The sequence below is a fragment of the Paenibacillus paeoniae genome, assembly GCF_003388735.1.
Classification (GTDB): domain Bacteria; phylum Bacillota; class Bacilli; order Paenibacillales; family Paenibacillaceae; genus Pristimantibacillus; species Pristimantibacillus paeoniae.
The window spans coordinates 1,062,110-1,077,701 of the sequence record NZ_QUBQ01000001.1 but is presented as its reverse complement, the minus strand read 5'-3'; the positions used below and the strand labels follow the sequence as shown (position 1 = coordinate 1,077,701).

Annotated in this window: 11 protein-coding genes; 4 read left to right on the top strand and 7 right to left on the bottom strand. The window is 50.1% G+C overall.

The annotated features are described in order from the left end of the window. Nucleotides 1-49 precede the first annotated feature (49 nt). The 3 genes from DX130_RS04750 to DX130_RS26345 are packed head-to-tail and all read right to left on the bottom strand — an operon-like array spanning nt 50 to nt 2,114. Nucleotides 50-931, bottom strand: coding sequence for a carbohydrate ABC transporter permease (locus DX130_RS04750; protein ID WP_116043249.1), 882 nt, complete (start codon nt 929-931; stop codon nt 50-52). Between the two features lie 11 nt (nt 932-942). Then, nucleotides 943-1,902 carry an ABC transporter permease gene (locus tag DX130_RS04745; RefSeq protein WP_116043247.1) on the bottom strand — a complete coding sequence of 320 codons (960 nt, stop codon included), beginning with the start codon at nt 1,900-1,902 and terminating at the stop codon, nt 943-945. A gap of 53 nt (nt 1,903-1,955) precedes the next feature. Next, entirely contained in the window at nt 1,956-2,114 is a 159-nt protein-coding gene (locus DX130_RS26345; RefSeq protein ID WP_165861161.1) for a hypothetical protein, read from the bottom strand. 166 nt (nt 2,115-2,280) lie between these two features. Between DX130_RS26345 and DX130_RS04740 the strand changes: the two genes are divergently transcribed. Next, a complete protein-coding gene (locus DX130_RS04740; protein ID WP_116043245.1) occupies nt 2,281-4,620 on the top strand; it encodes a helix-turn-helix domain-containing protein in 2,340 nt (779 codons plus the stop codon). Nucleotides 4,621-4,733: 113 nt separating this feature from the next. Here the strand turns inward: DX130_RS04740 and DX130_RS04735 are convergent, their stop codons facing one another. Both DX130_RS04735 and DX130_RS04730 read right to left on the bottom strand, forming a co-directional pair. Further along, on the bottom strand, nt 4,734-6,290 hold the full coding sequence (locus tag DX130_RS04735) for a flotillin family protein (protein WP_240644315.1): 1,557 nt from the start codon (nt 6,288-6,290) through the stop codon (nt 4,734-4,736). A 23-nt stretch (nt 6,291-6,313) separates the two neighbouring features. Further along, nucleotides 6,314-6,847 carry an NfeD family membrane protein gene (locus DX130_RS04730; protein ID WP_116043244.1) on the bottom strand — a complete coding sequence of 178 codons (534 nt, stop codon included), beginning with the start codon at nt 6,845-6,847 and terminating at the stop codon, nt 6,314-6,316. 728 nt (nt 6,848-7,575) lie between these two features. Between DX130_RS04730 and DX130_RS04725 the strand changes: the two genes are divergently transcribed. After that, entirely contained in the window at nt 7,576-10,689 is a 3,114-nt protein-coding gene (locus tag DX130_RS04725) for a transglycosylase domain-containing protein (RefSeq protein ID WP_116043242.1), read from the top strand. A gap of 177 nt (nt 10,690-10,866) precedes the next feature. Here the strand turns inward: DX130_RS04725 and acsA are convergent, their stop codons facing one another. After that, complete coding sequence (gene acsA, locus DX130_RS04720) at nt 10,867-12,591, bottom strand: acetate--CoA ligase (protein WP_116043241.1); 1,725 nt, start codon at nt 12,589-12,591, stop codon at nt 10,867-10,869. Nucleotides 12,592-12,797: 206 nt separating this feature from the next. Here acsA and DX130_RS04715 point away from each other — a divergent pair, with 206 nt between their 5' ends. After that, the gene (locus DX130_RS04715) at nt 12,798-13,433 is read left to right on the top strand and encodes a GNAT family N-acetyltransferase (protein WP_116043239.1); all 636 of its coding nucleotides are present in this window, start codon (nt 12,798-12,800) and stop codon (nt 13,431-13,433) included. Nucleotides 13,434-13,468: 35 nt separating this feature from the next. Then, nucleotides 13,469-14,647: an acetoin utilization protein AcuC gene (locus DX130_RS04710; RefSeq protein ID WP_116043237.1), complete on the top strand. Its 1,179-nt coding sequence runs from the start codon at nt 13,469-13,471 to the stop codon at nt 14,645-14,647. Between the two features lie 244 nt (nt 14,648-14,891). Here DX130_RS04710 and DX130_RS04705 read toward each other — a convergent pair whose 3' ends face one another. Next, nucleotides 14,892-15,590, bottom strand: a complete 699-nt coding sequence (locus DX130_RS04705) for a 5'-methylthioadenosine/adenosylhomocysteine nucleosidase (protein ID WP_116043235.1) — start codon at nt 15,588-15,590, stop codon at nt 14,892-14,894. Nucleotides 15,591-15,592: the final 2 nt, after the last annotated feature.

The following is a 15,592-nucleotide window of genomic DNA, read 5'->3' as shown; positions in this document are numbered from 1 at the left end:
TGGTGAATCCTCCCTTTTTTGTAGTAGCACAAGCGAGATATGAGATGAATTAGCCCTTGACCGCGCCGAGCATCACCCCCTTGGCAAAATGCTTTTGCGCAAAGGGAAATACGCATACAACGGGAATCGTCGTGACCATAATAACAGCCGCCTTCAGCGAAGCGGAGGAGAGCGTTGTCAAATCATTTTGCCCAATGCCCGACCCCATGGAGGCCAGATCGGCCCCGGCGACAATATTTCGCACGATCATCATAACGGGATGCATATCGCTTGAATTCAAATAGATCATAGAGTTGAACCAGTTGTTCCAATAATACACGATCAAGAACATCGTAATCGCCGCAATGACGGGCTTGGATAACGGAATGACGATTTTAAACAATATTTGCATCGGATTCAGCCCGTCGACCATGGCCGCCTCCTCCAGGCTCTCCGGGATGCCCTGGAAAAAAGTCATCATGAGCAGCAAGTAATAAGGCGTTATACAGAACGGGATAACAACAGCCCAAATCGTATCAATTAAGCCAACGCTCTTCACCACGAGATATGTCGGAATCAGGCCCCCGCTGAAAAACATCGTGAACATGACGATCAGGACAAAAGCCTTGCGTCCCTTCAGGAACGTTTTGGACAGCGGATATGCGCATATGATCGTCATGAACAGTCCAATTGATGTGCCGAGCAGCGTTTGGAAGATGGAATTTTTGAACCCCTGCAAGATGGTCGGGTGATCGAAGATTCTCAGGTAAGCGTCAATATTGAATCCGATCGGCCAGACGACAACCCTCCCGCCCAAAATCGCCGCCGATTCACTGAATGATATGGAAATGAGATGGATAAACGGAAATGCGATAGCGAGCATAACCAAGCTCAATAAACAAAAGTTGAAGATCATAAATACGCGATAGCCTTTGGTTTTCCGGTATAACATACGATCCCTCCTTAATAAAGCGATACGCCCGACAGTTTGCGCGAGATATAATTGGCCCCTGAGACAAGCCCGAAGCCGATTAATCCGCCGAACAGGCCTGCTGCTGTCGCGTAGCTGTAATTGTTGTTCTCAAGCCCCATACGGAATACGAAGGTATCGATAATATCGCTCGTTGCGGAGTTGCTTGCCGTGTAGAGAAGCAATACCTTCTCAAAGCCGAGCGAGAGCAGCGAACCGAGCGAAATAATGAATACAACCGAAATGGTAGGAAGAATTTGCGGAATCGTCACATGGATCGTCTGCTTCCAGCGTCCCGCTCCGTCCAACTCCGACGCTTCGTATAATTGCGTATCGACCGAGGCCAACGCGGCTACGAAGATAACGGCATTCCATCCCATGTACTGCCAGATATCTGAGCTGATATAGATGAAACGGAACCATTCCGGCTGATTCACAAAGAAGATCGGATCGATGCCAAGCGACCCCAGCACTTTGTTCACGATGCCGTTCGTTGGCGACAGCAGCTCCTTGATCAGCCCAACCACGACAACAATGGAAATGAAGTTCGGGAAATACGAGATGATCTGAATAAATCGTTTCAGCCGCGCCCCCATGATCTCATTAATAAGAAGTGCAAAAATGATCGGCAGCGGGAAGCTGATGCCAAGATTCATCACGCTGAGCAAAATCGTATTTTTGAATGCCAGCCAGAAGTTTGGATCTTCCATGAACATTCGGAAATAGCGTAAGCCTACCCACTCCGTGCCGTAGGACGGTCCGCCCGGCATATACTTCCGGAAGGCTAGAATATTGCCGAATATTGGTCCATACCGGAAGACTGCAAAATAAAGCAGCGGCAATGCCAGCAATACATAATAGTAATAATTCCGTTTCCAGTATGAGCGCCTGGCACGCTTAACGTACGGTACGGGATCATTCGATCGCGGCGGCGATGCGGCGGCGTTGTTCATGTCGTTACTCCCCTTCATGTGCGGTTATTTCGGCCGTCAGGTCCGTGAATCCATCAAACCATATCGCATGGTTCGCCCGTAATAGCCAAGTTCGCCAGCCAGTCACGCTTTTCGCCTTTGCCTAATTGCGGACGAGAGCAGCCTGTTGTCACTCTTTTCTCCCTTGTCACAGCATTCGCACCACTTCTCATGCGGACAAGCCAGAGGTACATGTTGCATATTTCTCCATGTCCCACAATTCTACTTTGTTGCAGATTTCGCATGAACGCACATTGCTTTTGCACTGGAGGTTACCTATAATTTGAATCAAACTTGTCTATCGGATCGACCTGTTCCATCCAATCAGCAACGAATACAGAATGTCGACGAGGTGAGAACATGCGAAATATCCGTCACAGATGGTCACGGCTCGGCTTCCGGAGTATTTTCTACCGGCTAATCATTTTATTTGTATCACTGTCCGCCTTTATTCAAATCGCGTTGTTCCTGAGTACAAGCATCTCCATGAACTATATGGAATCGCAGCTCAGATCGAACTATGACCGCTCCTTATCCAACCTGTCGTCTACCATGAACAATCTATTCGACGGCATTTATCAATCGAATTTCCTGCTGGCGCTTGATCCGAACATTCTGAAGGTCATCACGACTCAATATGCGGAAGATGATATCGGCAAATATGCGGATTACTCACAAGCCGTACGCTCCCTCTCGCGCATAAAGGCAAGCAGCAACTACATTGACAACGCCTATATTTATAAACGAGATGAATCCATCATTATTAGTGATAATGGCACCTATGAACCGGAATCATTCTATGAAAGCGCGTACAAGATGGAGCAATATCCGCTGACCTTCTGGCAAGATTACAAATCGAATCATCATTTGTTTACGATCCTGCCTCCTTCTGTCGTCTCGGGCAGCTATAGCAATCGCGGCGAATCGACGATCTCGGTCGTACAATCAACGGTGGGCGGCCATTACTCCAACAATTTGTACGTCATTAATATGAAAGCAGAAGCAGTCCGCAATTTGCTGCAAAGCTACATGCAGACACCGAACAGCCTGATTATGGTCGCTGATACAGAAGGAAACTTATTGGCATCGACTCGCATAATCGATGTGTCGATGCAATCTTTTATGAATGAGCTGCTGCTGAATCCGGAGACGAAGTTTGACTCGGTGCATAAGGGCGAGAACATGCATATTATCAAATATTCGACCAACTTCTTTTTCCGGGATGTGACGATGGTGGTGGCGGTTCCCCATACCGACCTTACCTCCGCCCTGACTAAGATGAAAAGTTGGAATCTCACGATTACCGGCATTCTGTTCCTTGTCTCGCTGCTGCTCTCGATCTTATTCAGCCGACGGTTCTATTCGCCTATCCGTTCCTTGGTCCAAACCTTGCAAGGACCCGGTCCAAAAAAGGAAAAATCGCATTCGCCATTCAACGAGCTGGAGTTCCTGAACACGGAAATTAAGCGTATCTTGACAGACGTAGACGATCTGAATCGGACCTTGTCGTACTCGCTGCCTATCGCTACGAAACATTTTTTGGCCAAGGTGCTGCAGTCCAACTTCCCGTACGATCATGACGTGATCGATTCGTATTTGAACAAGCTGGACTTCCGATTCCCGAACTCGTATTTTCAGGTCAGTCTGATTCAATTCAATTTCCGCAAGCCGTTTTATGATCTGTATTCGGAGAAGTTCCAGAATGAAGCGACCGACACGATCTTCCGCATTCTGAACGCGTTATTGCCGCAAGAGCATCCCGTCTACATCCTGGAGCTGGATGCCCATATGTTCGCCGTGCTGATCAACCCGGCATCGGAGGATGAATGTGAAGCCTATACGGCTTACTTCGAGCAAATCGACAGCCTGTTTCGTCAGGATGAAGCCGAGCTGCGCATTCATATTGGCATGGGGCTGGTGCATGGGCATTACACCGGTATGCAATCTTCTTATGTGGAGGCCATGAAGGCGTTGTGGCAGGTGTCTCCATTCGATTCCAAACGAATCGTGCAGTATTCGGAGTATGAATCCCAGGAGCCGCGCTATGCCCTTAGCCGGACGGATGAGAAGATATTGGCCAACCTGCTTGCGGCAGGCAAACGCGAAGAATTCAGGGGGCAGTTGGATAGCGTCATTGTCGCCAATACGGATCGCTATATGACCGGAACCAACATAAAGCAGCTCTTCGTTCACTTGTATTTGATCGGCATCCAAACATTAAAAAGCAAAAATATCGCCGAGGAGCATGAGGATGAGCTTGATATGACGCAATTCCTGCTCTCTGCGGATGTCGGGTCTACTGGGGAGATGACGGAGCATTTGTACCGATTTTTCGATCGGGTGCTTGAGCTATGCGAATCGCCTCCTTCGGACACCTTTAATATCAAGCTGTTCCGCGCCTATCTGGACAACCATTATGCCGAGGAGATTACGCTGGACATTCTGGCGGACAAATACAATACAACACCCAAGTATATGTCGCGACTGCTTAAAAAGGAGCTGGGCACGACCTTCCACAAATACTTGCAGCAGCTGCGTATAGACAGAGCCAAGGAGCTGCTTACCTCCTCGTCCGCTCCCATCCATGAGATATGGGAGCAGGTAGGCTTCAACAACCGCAACACCTTCATCCGCACGTTCAAAAATCAGGAAGGCATCTCGCCGACCGACTACCGCCGATGCCATAGCTCAAGCGATTGACTGCAGCGACTCTAAGCATTGTCAGGTGTCAGTTCCATTGAGCTATAGAGAGCAAAAAAAGGCCGAGACAGGGAAGTTCACTCCCCTGTCTCGGCCTTTTGCATGTATATCTATTATTGAGGGTCAGTCGGATCAAGCGGCTTGATTGGAGCCACAGGACTTCCTGTTGCCGCCGGAGCATTGAACGTGAGCGCCGATTTTGGCGCTGCCGGAGCGATTGCTTTCGAAGTCAACCCCTGGATCAACTGATTCAAGTCGATGCCGGATACGCTCTTCAGCATCTCTGGCGCTGTCGACATCAGCGACGTCACATAGTTGCTCAGTCGTGCCGCACCTTCGCCATTGCCTGTATCTACGACGGTCAGCTTGTCGATGGAGCTGATTGGCTCCGCCACTTTGCCCGCCAGCTCTGGAAGCATCTTGACGATAATATCGAGAACCGCCGCCTCGCCGAACTTCGCGAACGCATCGGCCAGCTTTTCCTTCGCTTCCGCTTCTGCCAGACCGCGCAGACGGATAACATCGGCTTCTGCCGTACCTTTGGCACGTTCAGCTTCCGCTTCTGCCAGACCGTCCAGACGCTTCTGCGCCGCTTGCGCTTTCGCTTCCGCTTCGATCCGGTACTGCAACGCATCCGCTTCACGCAATTGCCTCGCTTTGTTCGCTTCCGCCGCTTGTTCGACTGCGTAACGGTCGGCGTCCGCCTTCTTCTTCACTTCCGCATCGTATTGCTTCTCGCGACGCAGAATTTCCTTGCCTTCCAGATCGATCTCTTTTTCCTTACGGACAAGCTCGACCTTCATTTGCTCTTCAACCACGCTTTGCTTCGCGCGCGCTTCCTGAATCGAATACGCCTGATCCGCTTCCGCTTTCGCCGTATCCTGATCGCGCTTAAAGGAAGCAACCTTCATTTCCTTTTCCTTCTCCGCTTCCGCGATGTTCGTGTCACGCAGCAGCTCCGCCTTCTGACCGGCTTCGGATGCAAGCGCCTTCTGAATACGAGCATCCCTCACTGCTTCCGCTTCTGCGATCTCCGCGTCACGCTTAACCGCTGCGATACGCGGCTTACCGAGTGCATCGAGGTAACCATGCTTATCGCGCAGATCCTTAATCGTGAAGGAAACGATCTGCAGACCCATCTTTTTCAAGTCTTTCGCTGCTACGCCTTGTACCTCTTGCGCAAACTTGTCGCGGTTGCGATATACTTCCTCTACCGTCATGGAGCCCAAGATCGCCCGCAGGTGACCTTCAAGCACCTCTTGGGCTTCACTCTTCAACGCTTCCGTAGGTTTGCCTAGGAACTGCTCGGCAGCCGTCGCTACGTCTTCAATCGCACCACCGATTTTAATGATCGCAACGCCGTCAGCCATAACGGGAACGCCTAGCTCCGTATACACTTCCGGCGTGGAGACATCCAGTTTATGCGACAGCAACGACAGAAACTCTGCCTTCTGGAAAATCGGAAGGATAAATGCGCCTCCGCCACGAATAATTTTCACTTTGCGACCGGATTCGTCAACAAGGGCATTTTTGGTCCCAAGGAAAGACCCCGTGACCAGCATCGCCTCGTCCGGACTTACCGTCTTGTAGCGAGCCCAGAATGCCAGACCAAGCACAACCAGCACCCCGACTATAATAATAGGAATCGTTACATATTGTTCCAAATTCATTCTTCATACTCCTCTCTCCATCATTAGATTGTCAGGTTCAGCTCGGACACATACAATATGCCTTCTCTGACGTCGACCACTACCACTTTCGCACCATCCGGGATTGGTTTCCTATCATAGCTGGCAGCAATTTGATTGGTGTTGCCCGCTCCCACCCTTACCAATACTTCGCCATAGCCGCTCTCCGGAATCGGAACGATCACTTCACCTTGAGATCCCGCAAGCGAGGCAATTGTGAACGCAATCGAATTCTCGCTGTTCTCCATCGGCTTCACGTATAAGAAGAAAACGGCGATCGCACCTACGATGGCGATCAGCACGGCGAAAAGCGCGATCATCCATACGCCAAGTCCACTATACCTCTCCAGCAATAGCCCGGCTCCGCCGAATATGGTAATGCCGCCTACAAGCGTCATCGGCTGGAAGATTGACGGACCGTCAAGCGACAGAAAGTCGAGCACCCCATCCATTGCCTGGCTGAGCCAATCACCGAATACAACACTAACGAGAGCGTACAAAATTCCGACGATGAGACATGCCGCATAAACCGCCTCCATTTTCCTCCCCCTCTCTCAAAAGGCATAACCTGTAATCATTTCCGATATTTATTACGCCTAACTCGCTGAATAGTTTCTAAAAATTATATCCTGCGGCTACCTTCAATCGACTATTCATGACATGAACGCCTTCTTTTTCCCATTAACTTGAAAAAAGCCTGTTCATCTCTTCCGGAACCATGAGTAACATGGTCATACATCGAAGCGCTATAGCCATATGTATTGCGCGATGCGAACCTCAGCTACTCCATCGTACACTTGAACGAAAGTTGCGGCAAGACTCTTCTTTGCATCCTTCACACAAGCGAAGACATGGCAGGACTCTCCCCGGCTCTCACCGCCGAAGGATAAGTACCGTCGCTTTAGCTTAGATGCGTGCCTGACTCTGATTGTTATTTGTACCGGATATCATGCATTAAAGAAACACCCTTGTAAAAACTAGCAGAAGACAAGGCTTGTACGACCTAACACAGAAGCAGACATCACAAACTACATCTTCCCCCAAACAAAACTTTTTCCCCTTACTCTTCGTCTATAGATGAAGAAAAACTAATATCCTTCTGTCCATCCCCCTGAATACCGGTTACTTCTAACAGCGAATAGCCAGCAAAAATCAGCCGAAATGGAAAGGGCTCATGGGCGTAATTGGAAAATAAAGGCACGAAGCATGTACCAAAAAGGGTTTTGTGCTATAATGGTTATGCTATTTTGGAGGAGGAGTTATAAGCATGCAAGAAGATCGTCAACCATCGCCGAAGGCACCTTACAGCAGATGGCGATTATTCGGACTGGTATCATTTATTACTGTAAAATGGATTGTTTATTTTGGCATAATCTTCGGCTTGCTTGCCGGCGGTGTTATGACAGGCTATGTCGCCGCCCTTGTCAAGGACGAAGAAATCAGGCCGCAAAGTGTCATTCAAAATAAGGTCGGCGAATATTCCATGACCGGCTACGTGTACTTCAGAGATGACTCTCTGGTCGGACAGCTGCGGACCGACGAGGACCGGATCGTCATTACATACGACGAAATTCCGCAATCCGTCATCGACGCGCTTCTATCTACGGAGGACAACAACTTCTTCGAGCATGACGGCGTTGATATTAACGGTCTCGGACGTGCCGTAAAGCAAAAGCTTTTCAATGAGGATACACAAACCGGGGGCAGTACGCTGACGCAGCAGTTGGCGCGCCGGGTTTTCCTTAGCCTCGACAAGACGGATAGCCGCAAGATCAAGGAGATCTTCCTGTCGCTGCGCATGGAGCGTTATCTAACCAAACAAGAGATATTAGCCGCTTATCTGAACAAAATGCCGTTCGGCAACGGTTCCAACGGTTATCAGGTATTCGGCATTAAAGCCGCTGCAAAAGGCATATTCGGCATTTCTGATCTGTCCAAGCTGAATACGGCTCAATCTGCCTACTTATCGGGCTTGCCGCAGCTGCCTTCTCTCTATACCGCCTTCACTGGCTCAGGCAAGTTCAACGAAGCCGGATTCGAGCGCGCGATGAAGCGCCAGCAGCTCGTCTTGAAGCGAATGATGGAGACGGGCAGATTGACACAGCAGCAATATGAAGAAGCGCTCAGATTTGACGTTCGCTCGTCTATCGCCCCACCAAGCGAGAAGGCATATACGACCTACCCGTATCTGATGCTTGAAGCAGAGCGCCAGGCCGCAGAAGTGCTGCTTATGCAGAACGATCCTACTTTGACTAAGGCCGATCTCCGCAAAAAGGAGAATGCGGGGCTGATCGAAGAAGCTAGAGAGCAATTGCTGCGCGGCGGCTTCCATGTCTATACGACGATCGATAAAGATGTCTATACGATCATGCGCGAGATTGCAAGCAATGAAGACAACTTCACGCCTTACAGCGAGAAGAAAGGCATCGAGCAGATTGCAGGCGTCATGTTGGATCACAAGACCGGCGCTATCATCGGCATGCTGGAAGGCCGTGATTTCTACGAAGAACAAATGAACTTTGCGACGCAAATGATTCGTCAGCCAGGTTCCACCATGAAGACACTGGCTGCTTATTTGCCCGCAATTGAGGCAGGCATTATTCAGCCGGCAAGCATTATCGACGATGCGCCAATCGTGCTCAAGGATGGCCAGAAGGGCTTCCATATCCCGATGAACGTAACGAACAAGTTCAGAGGGCTTGTAACGGCACGCGATGCGCTTAACCGCTCGCTTAACCTGCCTGCGCTGAAAATTTTCAACGAAGACTTAACGATTGACAAAGCGTTGGAATTTGTAAGATCACTGGGCATCACGACGCTGCAGCCGGAGGACGCTTACTCTCAGACGGGTGTAATCGGTGGTTTGCGCCTTGGCGTCTCCGTTGAAGAGATGACGAACGCTTATGGCTCTATCCCGAATCAGGGCGTGTTCCAGGACGCTTATATGATTCAAAAAATCACGGATGCGAACGGCAAAATCATCTACGACCATAAGGAGCAGCCGAAGCGCGTATTCTCGGAACAGTCCGCTTTCCTTATGACCGATATGCTGAAGACCGTTATCTCCGATCCATCCGGGTCCGGTCATCAGGTATCCAAGCAATTCAAGCAATATGGAAAAATTCCTGTAGCAGGCAAAACAGGTTCCACACAAAGCTACGGCGATGTATGGTTCATGGGCTTCACGCCGGATGTCACGCTTGGTGTGTGGGCGGGTTATGAGGAGCAGATCAATTCGCTGTCCAACAATGGCCAGACCCGAGCCCGGTCCATCTGGACACTAATTATGAATAAGCTGACCGAAGAAAAACCAAGTCTGTTCGTAACAGACAGCTTCCCGCAGCCGGACGGCGTAGTGAAAGCTACGGTATCCAAGGCAAGCGGCTTGCTTCCGACGGAACTGACCAGATCTGCTGGCCTGCTGGTAACAGACTGGTTCAACAAAGAATTTTTGCCGAAAAAAGCAGATGATGCGCTCGTCAATATGAAGTACATTACGTACCAAGGCATTAACTATGTGCCTAACGATCTGACGCCTGACGATATGCTGAAGGAAAAAATCGTTATTAAGCGCAAAAAACCGCTTGATGTGCTGATGGACGAAATCAAGGAAGCTCAATCCAAGCTTCCAGCCAAAAACAGAAGGCCGCTGGAGGTTTATGTGCCTGCCGACGCACAAAATGATGCGCCTTCGAAAATCGATCCGCGCGCAGATGACGGAGCAGCGCCACAAACGCCGAGTGACGTGAAGCTAAGCGCTTCTCCCGCAGGAGATATTACGATTACGTTCTCCGACAGCAAGTCGGCTGACGTGGTTGGCTACCGACTGTACCGTTCCACGAATCATACCGACTATGCGAAGTTCGGGACATCGATTCACCTTGGCGACGAAACCAAATTCAGCTTCAAAGCTTCTGACAAAGAAGCGGCTACTTATTATGTGGTAGCTGTTGACGTAGTCGGCAAGGAATCTGCGCCAAGCATGATTATGAATTATGGCTCCACATTGCCGGAGATACCTGAAATTCCGGGAGTTCCTGGCATTCCGGGCTTCCCTGGTGAGAATAACGGAAATAACGGCAACAGTGGCAATGGCGGCAGCGAGACAGGCACAGCGCCGTCTGCACCTACCGGATTAACGGCAGAAAGCTCCGATCTCAGCATCTTGCTGAGCTGGGCATCCAATCCGGTATCGGACCAAGTCACGCTCTACCACATCTATTACAGTGCAAACAGCGATGGCAATTACGTCAAGCTGGGTACGACTTCACAGACCAGCTTCGAGCATCTGGCCCCGCTCTCTAGCGGCAGCTACCAAATTACGGCTGAGAACAGCTCCGGCGTATCGTCGCCATCAGGGAGAGTAACAGTCAGTCAATAAGAAGCTAGCGGCTTGACGTCGCTTGGAGCTACTATCTGCAAAACTTAGAATGATACAAACTGCGCTTCCTTTAGGGGGCGCAGTTTTTTCATACACAGTCCAATCAAAAAAAGCCTTCAGGTCTATTGCTAGACCCAAAGGCTTCTTCGTATAAATGGATTCATCTTCTGAAGGGCATTAATCTTCGATTGTAGACAAGTCGCCTGTCGGCAAGTTAAGCTCCCATGCCTTCAGTACCCTTCTCATAATCTTGCCGCTGCGTGTCTTCGGCAGCTTATCCTTGAATTCGATCTCTCTTGGCGCCGCATGTGCGGAGAGACCAATCTTCACGAACTGGGAAATTTCCTTCTTCAGCTCCTCGGATGGCTCGAAACCTTCGCGAAGCGCGATAAAGGCTTTAATGATCTCGCCGCGCATCGGATCAGGTTTACCGATAACGCCCGCTTCGGCAACGGCCGGATGTTCGACCAGCTTGCTCTCGACCTCGAACGGACCTACACGCTCGCCTGCCGTATTAATAACATCGTCGATACGCCCTTGGAACCAGAAGTAACCTTCCTCATCCATATAAGCGGAGTCGCCGGATACGTACCAACCCTCGAGACGGAAGTACTCTTCGTACTTCGATGGGTTGTTCCAAATCTTGCGCATCATGGACGGCCAAGGCACGCGTACAGCCAAATTGCCCATGCGGTAAGGAGGAACCTCATTGCCGCTATCGTCAATAATAGCCGCTTGAACGCCAGGAAGAGGCTTGCCCATCGATCCCGGCTTAATATCCATGCTTGGATAGTTGCAGATCAACTGTCCGCCTGTTTCTGTCATCCACCAAGTATCATGAATACGTTGATTGTACACCTTCATACCCCAACGCACTACCTCAGGGTTCAGCGGCTCGCCGACGCTGAGCACATGGCGCAAGCTCGACAAGTCGAATTGCTTCGACAGATCGTCACCCGCACCCATCAGCATGCGGAATGCCGTTGGTGCGCTGTACCACACGGTAACTTTGTACTTCTGAATAACGGTGTACCAGTCGCTTGGGCTGAAACGTCCACCTCGAATGACATTTGTCGCGCCATTCAGCCACGGAGCAAAAATACCGTAAGACGTACCTGTTACCCAGCCCGGGTCTGCCGTACACCAGTAAATATCGTCATCCTTCAAGTCAAGGACGACCTGACCTGTATATTTATGTTGAATCATTGCGTTTTGTGCATGGAACACGCCTTTTGGCTTGCCCGTTGATCCGGATGTATAATGCAGAATCAGTCCGTCTTCGCGATCCAGCCATTCGATCTCGGCTTCGTCGGAAACTTGGCTGATTTCTTCTTTGAAGTTTACGATTCCTTCTTCAGCCGGAATATCATCGCCGAAGACGATAATATGCTTCAGCCCGGGAAGCTCATCCCGCTTGATACGATGAAGCAGCGCAGGCGTCGTCACGATCGCAATCGCTTCACTGTCCTGGAGCCTGTCCTTCACCGCTGTCTCCATAAAGGCTTCGAACAACGGCCCTACTACCGCGCCGACCTTCAAGGTTCCCAGTACGCTGAAATACAGCTCAGGCGTACGCGGCATGAAAATAAATACGCGCTCACCCTTGCCAACTCCAAGCTTGCGCAGAAGATTGGCGAACCGGTTGGATTGTTTGCTCAGCTGCTCGAATGTATACGATTCATCGCGTTCGCTGTCGCTGTAGTAAAGCGCTACTTTATTGCCTCTACCGAGCTCGAGATGGCGATCGATCGCTTCATAAGCAATGTTCACCTTTCCCGTCTCATGCCAGCTGAACTGCTGCTCGATTTGCTCCCATTGGAAGGTTGCTGCCGCTTCTTCGTAATTTTTCAAGTTAGGGTTCGTCGCTGTTGCCGGTACACGCTCTTGATGCAAGTTGATCATTCTATCACTCTCCCATCAAATCTGTAAAACGTTGGTATAGGTATGCGCTTTCAAAAATCCTTTATCATTATACCACAACACCTTTCCTTTCGACTACGCTTTTCATTTTCTTGATTGTTTGTTATAAACAATAGTAGGAAATAATCAATTTTGAGGAAGAAATAATCAGTTTTCTCGCGACAGTTGAAATGAAAGGGGACCACTGAATGGAGCACCGAAAGCGGCTGCAGAGAGACATGATTACAACACGTGACAACCACGAGCTGATTATTGAGGGCCCTGTCCCTCCAGATCGCCTGGCTAATTACACATTGCATCAATCATTGGACGCCTTCCGCAGACCGAAGGAACAGCATGAAGCGCTCGTCGAAATAGCTGAACTGGAAGAAGGACGCATCATTCTTGTACGCCAAGGCGACCTGGTTGTCGGATATGTCACGTTCCACTATCCGGATGAGCTCGAACGCTGGTCTGAAGGCGGAATGGCTGATTTGATCGAGCTGGGTGCCATTGAAGTAGCCAATGATTACAGATCCTATGGACTCGGCAAGCGATTGATCGAAATGTCTTTTGCCGAGGAACAGTTGGAAAATATGATAGTGTATACAACGGAGTATTACTGGCATTGGGATCTTGAAGGAACAGGTCTGAATGTATGGGATTACCGTAGTATGATGGAGAACTTAATGAAATCAGCGGGTATGATCTGGTATGCGACCGATGATCCTGAGATATGCTCGCACCCTGCGAACTGCCTTATGGTCCGTATCGGCAAAGAAGTGCCGCTCAGCTCCATCGAGAAGTTCGACCGAGTACGGTTTCGCGGGCGATTCATGTATTAAGCCGCACATTTTGCAGGAAAGGAAATGAGCCAAGAATGGTATCAAACGCTATATTCATTCATCATTCCGATTCATCCGGCTATAAATTTCATGATGACCATCCTTTCGATCCGATCCGTCAAGTGTTAACGATCGATTTACTGAAAGAAGCGCAAGCGCTTACGGACGAACAGATCATACAACCTGATTACCTTATAGATGAAAATATGCTGAGGCTCGTGCATCGCCACGACTACGTGCAAGCCGTCAAGCTGCTGGATACGGAGGATGATCCGCGCAGCAAGGCGGTGCTCGCCGAGCAATTCGGACTGCAGACGGAAGATACACCGTTTTTCCCGGGACTCCATAAAGCGGCAAGCGCTATTGTGACTGGCTCCGTAGAAGCTGCTGAAGCCGTTATGAGCGGCCGTACCTTGCACGCCTTCCATCTTGCCGGAGGATTGCATCACGCGTTCCCAGACCGCGCCTCGGGCTTCTGCGTCTACAATGATGCCTCTATTGCCATTACACATATTCGAAACAAATATAATGCACGCGTCCTCTACATCGATACGGACGTTCATCACGGAGACGGTGTCCAATGGTCCTTCTATGATGATTCAGAAGTTTGTACGTATTCCATTCATGAGACCGGCAAGTACCTTTTTCCCGGCACTGGATACGCTTATGAGAAAGGTGTGGACCAAGGCTTCGGAACATGCTTTAACGTGCCTCTGGAGCCCTTCACCGAAGACGAATCCTGGCTGGAGAGCTTTAATGTAACGATCCGAAAGGTAATCGAGGCGTTCAAGCCGGACGTTATTCTAAGCCAGCACGGATGCGACGCACATGCTTACGACCCGTTGTCGCATATTCATTGCAGCATGCGAATCTATCAGGAGATCCCTGCTATTCTGCATGAACTGGCGCACACGTATACGGAAGGCCGCTGGATCGCGCTTGGCGGAGGCGGCTATGACATCTGGCGTGTCGTTCCAAGAGCTTGGTCCCAAGTATGGCTGGAGATGACGGATCACCCGCTTGCCGAAGCGATACGGGCCCATGAAGTGGAGGCATTGCCCGCTGCTTGGCTGGAACGCTGGAGTAGCGCAAGCCCTGTTCCGTTGCCGAATAACTGGCAGGATGACAGCTCTGCTATCCCACCTATCCCGCGCCGCGACATCATCACCGAGCAGAACCGCAACACGCAATCTATTGTCATACAGGACTTATAATTGATAGCATCCACCGGGATCCATTAACTACTATTAGTGTTGAAATACAAAGAGCTATTGAGCGGCGCTTCAGTCCAGCTCGATAGCTCTTTTTTATGTCTACGTTAAGGGAGTGGGAGTGTCGGAGGAAATAGCGGTGCCACACACAACTAATTAGCCAAATGCGGCGATTATGCGTCTGGTGCCGACAACATCAAAAGCTGCCCAGCCATCAAAAAAGACGACTGAGCAGCTTTGATTTAAGTTAGATATGCTTAATCATCTCTTCGATGATCTGATGCGAGTTGGCCGAGGCTTTGACCGTGAACTCCGGGAAGTTCACATGAGCGGAACCGTCAGCCTTGTCGGACATGGAGCGGATGACGACATACGGGATGCCGTTCATGTCGCAGACCTGAGCGACAGACGCGCCCTCCATCTCTGCGCAAGCGCCTTGCAACGATTGATGCAGCTCATCCACCGCTTCGCGGCTTGCAATAAATTGATCGCCGGACAGCACTTTGCCCTTCAAGCTGCGTCCTGGGAACAGTCGCTCGCTTGCTTCATAGGCAAGATCGACAAGCCCCTTGTCGGCCACGAACTCTGAGCGCGGGTGGAACGGAATGACGCCTTTGGCAAAGCCAAGCGGCGTGCAATCCATATCATGCTGAATGCAGCTTTCCGATACGACAATATCGCCGATATCAAGCTTTGGATCCAGCGCCCCTGCCACACCAGTGAACAGAACGCAGCTCGCTCCAGCATCCAGCAACAATTGTGTACAGACTGCGGCATTTACCTTGCCTACGCCTGATTTGCAATAAATAACCGGTTTCCCGTGAAGAGTACCCTCATAATACGTAATGCCTGCTTTAGTAAACTCGGAAGTTATCGCGACATGTTGATGCAGAAGTTCAATCTCCTCCGCCATCGCGCCAATGATGCCAATTTTCGTTGTAGCCATTA